Annotated in this window: 3 protein-coding genes; 2 read left to right on the plus strand and 1 reads right to left on the minus strand. The window is 66.5% G+C overall.

Going from position 1 to position 2,960, the window contains the following annotated elements; genetic code table 11:
• The first annotated feature begins 337 nt into the window (after positions 1 to 337).
• On the plus strand, positions 338 to 1,357 hold the full coding sequence (gene mobV, locus CRT60_RS00180; RefSeq protein WP_098734450.1) for a MobV family relaxase: 1,020 nt from the start codon (positions 338 to 340) through the stop codon (positions 1,355 to 1,357).
• On the opposite strand, the gene CRT60_RS00185 is transcribed toward mobV, so the two are convergent.
• Positions 1,354 to 1,911, minus strand: coding sequence for a helix-turn-helix domain-containing protein (locus CRT60_RS00185; RefSeq protein WP_098734451.1), 558 nt, complete (start codon positions 1,909 to 1,911; stop codon positions 1,354 to 1,356). The genes mobV and CRT60_RS00185 overlap by 4 nt on opposite strands.
• Before the next feature lie 792 nt (positions 1,912 to 2,703).
• Here CRT60_RS00185 and CRT60_RS00190 point away from each other — a divergent pair.
• Positions 2,704 to 2,960: hypothetical protein (locus tag CRT60_RS00190; RefSeq protein ID WP_143272916.1), on the plus strand; the 257-nt coding region annotated here is incomplete at its 3' end.

Raw genomic sequence — 2,960 nt, forward strand, 5'->3', positions numbered from 1 at the left:
ACCGAGGGCGGGGCGGCGGCGATCAACGTGTTCGAGTGCGGGCCGGACGATCTGGCGTACCTGGGCGTGGTGCCGCCCAAGGTGCCGCCGAAGCGTCGGCCCGTGCTCCGCACCGTCCGGCGGCGGTGCGACCATGTGTGACCGGGTGCGCAACATTCTTTCAAGAATGGGCACACTTGGTCACACCGACCCGCACACCATCGTGTGCGGCTGAAGAGGGGTCCGGGGGGAGGCTCCCCCCGTCTCCCCCGTAGGGGGCGAGCGACCTTGCCGCAGGCAAGGTGTAGTGAGTATACCTCTACCGAGGAACCCACCCCCCAAAGAGGGCCAGCACCCCATGGCCTACGCGATCCTGCGCGCCGCCAAGCTGAAGTCGATGGGCAACATCGGCGGCTCCATCGCCCACACCTTCCGCTCCCGCGACACCCCCAACGCCGACCCGGAGCGGACCCCCCAGAACGAGCACATCGGCCCGGCCACTCCCGAGGCGGTCAAGGCTGGCATCGCCGCCCGTCTGCCCGAGAAACGCCGCTCCGATGCCGTGCTCTGCATTGAATACTTCATCGGTGCTTCACCTGAGGCGTTCAAAGACGTGACTTTAGCGGCTAAAATGGGCAACACAGGCGGGAAATACTTCGATGATGCTTTGGCGTGGCTGCGGCAGCGTCACGGCGCAGAAAACGTGATTTCAGCGCACATTCACAGAGATGAGACGACGCCGCACATGGTCGTTTACGTCGTGCCGCGCGATGGTGAGAAGCTGAACGCCAAGAAATGGCTTGGCGGGAAAGAAGCCCTCTCCAAGATGCAGACGGACTTTGCGGAAAAGGTAGGCAAGAAGTTCGGCCTACAGCGTGGCATAGAGGGCAGCAAAGCCACACATAAGACTATCAAGGAATTCTATGGCGAGTTGGGACAGGCGGCACAGGCCGAGGTCCCGGCGATCACGCCCGAGGACCTCACCCCCAGGCGCATGGAGGCACAGGACTGGAGCGAGCGGCTCGGGCTGTTCCGGCGCGAGGAAGACCCCGGCATGGTCGCGGCGCGGGTGACCAGCAAGGTTGGCCAGGCCGTGCGCCCGGCACTGACCAAGCTGCGTGAGGTCCAGGCCAGAGAGCGCCAGCAGGCTGGGGCGGTGGCGAGGCTGTCCAAGGCCCTGAGCGAGCTTCGGGAGAAGTTCGCGCCCTTCCTGGAACTGACGGCGGACCAGTTCGCCCAGCTTGCGGCGACGGCCCGCCGCATGGTCGACGAAAACCGGAAGCTGGCCCAGGCCCAGGCCCAGGCCCAGGCGCAGACCCAGGCGCAGACCCAGAGCCGGGGAATCACCTTCAGCAAGCCGCGGGGGCCGCGCCGTTAGTCCGCCGGCTTGCCCCCCTCCATCAGCACCAGCAGGGGCGGGGCTGCGTTCTGTGCCTCGTCTCGGGCCGCGCCGGTCAGGTGCGTGGCGACCCGGCTGTTCATGAAGTACCGGACCATGCCCGGCCCGCGCATCCCGGCCACCTTCTGGCGCCGTCGGCTGATGGCGCCGATCCCCTCAAGCTCGGTCATGATGCTGCTGACGTGCTGGACGGTCTCCCCAACGCGCTCGGCCAGCTCGTCACGGGTGAGGGTGATCTCGCCGGTGTCCGTGCGCATGGCCGTGAACAGTTCGGCCCACAGGCCGATAGCCACCAGCGGGCGCTTGCTGTTCGTGCGGAGCCACGAGACGACGGCGGCGTTCTGGGCAGGGCTGAGCATGACGAAGGTCCACCCGTTCTTGGAAGCGGTGCGGCGGTCGATCTGGGCGATCAGTTCGGAGCGGAGGCGGTCGGGCAGGCCGGGATAGTCCGCGACCATCTCCCGGAGCTTCTGCCCGTCCTGCTCGGTGATCCGGTCCCGGCGAGTGACCAGCCGGTGCAGCGTAGCGGCCATGTGGACATTCCCTGATTAGGTTCCACCCCACGGTACCACTAGGTCCCGTCCGATGGAACCTAAAAAACCTCCCCCGCGCATTATGCGCGCGTGCGAGCGCACGCACGAGATAGGGGTTAGATAATATATCCTCTTAGGTTGTAATAGTAGTCGGCTGTGGATAACTGGAAGTTGTCCACAATCCATCCACAGGCCGGAGCCTGTAGGATCGCGCAGGATGGGCCTGTAGGGGTTCGGGGTGGGAATGGTGCGGCAGTCAGCCAGAGGCCATTCAGCGGGCTTCCCTGGGGCTTGGCGAGGGGTGGGAAGCTCCCCCATTCCCCTGGCGTCAAACCATGGTCAGGGAGGGATGACGCCAGAGGGGTGGGAATCACCTTCCCGCCGATCGAGCCCCAGAGCCGCACAGGGATGCTCTCCAGGTGCTCCGCCTGTGTCAGCCCCAGCCGCGCCCGGAACTGCGTCCAGCGTGTCAGAACTGCGGCGGCAGGGTGGGAGCAAGCAATGCCCAGAGGCCACCGCGCGGGGCGCTGGTGCCTCTCTGGGCGCTTGCCAGGGGATACCCCTGGACCCGTGTCCCTTGGCCCTGTTCGCGGTGCTCATGAGGGCTGGGACGGCTCTGGGCCGGCGTGCAGGGGGGACCCCGCTTGCGGGGGGTTCCTGCACGTCGGCCGAGGGTCGGAATGCAGTACCAGTAACACTGCAAAACCAGTCCCAAAATGAAACACGGAAACGGGCCATCCCCTTGAGGAATATGGTACAGTGTCAGTAGTGACATGACGGGGATGCAGCACCATGCAGGACGAGCGGGAGAACGCCCACGGACGCGCCCAGCGGCGCTACGCCCAGCGGCTCAAGGACGTCGGCGTGGTGCAGGTGGCGGCTTGGGTGCCAGAGGAGCACCGGGCGGCCTTCCTGCGGCTGGCGGCGCTGCTGCGGGACGTTCCCGGCCTGCCGTTCCCCAAGCACGTGCTGACCGAGGGCGGGGCGGCGGCGATCAACGTGTTCGAGTGCGGGCCGGACGATCTGGCGTACCTGGGCGTGGTGCCGCC

Origin of the sequence: Azospirillum palustre (genome assembly GCF_002573965.1) — a bacterium.
In the GTDB taxonomy this organism is placed as follows: domain Bacteria; phylum Pseudomonadota; class Alphaproteobacteria; order Azospirillales; family Azospirillaceae; genus Azospirillum; species Azospirillum palustre.

What these genes read in the sequence shown, in the direction of transcription:
- mobV (WP_098734450.1), top strand. Translation starts at nt 338, where the DNA reads ATGGCCTACGCGATCCTGCGCGCCGCCAAGCTGAAGTCGATGGGCAAC.
- CRT60_RS00185 (WP_098734451.1), bottom strand. Translation starts at nt 1,911, where the DNA reads ATGGCCGCTACGCTGCACCGGCTGGTCACTCGCCGGGACCGGATCACC.